Origin of the sequence: Microbacterium maritypicum MF109 (genome assembly GCF_000455825.1) — a bacterium.
GTDB classification, from domain to species: Bacteria; Actinomycetota; Actinomycetes; order Actinomycetales; family Microbacteriaceae; genus Microbacterium; species Microbacterium maritypicum_A.
This window is the reverse complement of record NZ_ATAO01000103.1, coordinates 1-206: the sequence shown is the minus strand read 5'-3', so window position 1 is coordinate 206 and position 206 is coordinate 1. Positions and strand designations below refer to the sequence as shown.

The following is a 206-nucleotide window of genomic DNA, read 5'->3' as shown; positions in this document are numbered from 1 at the left end:
CGGTGGCACACAGAGCATCCCGGGCGGCCCGGTGGCCTCGCAGGAGGCGATCAAGCTCCTCGGCACCAACGGCGGCGGCTTCTTCAACGCCAACTCGGCGCACCCCTTCGAGAACCCGACCGGCTTCACCAACCTGCTGCAGGTGCTGCTGATCCTCGTGATCCCGTTCGCCCTCCCCCGCACGTTCGGCCGCATGGTCGGAGACC

General features: G+C 68.9%; 1 protein-coding gene. It reads left to right on the top strand.

The features are described 5' to 3' along the window. On the top strand, positions 1-206 hold a 206-nt coding region (locus tag L687_RS42110), incomplete at both ends, for a potassium-transporting ATPase subunit KdpA (protein WP_167540691.1).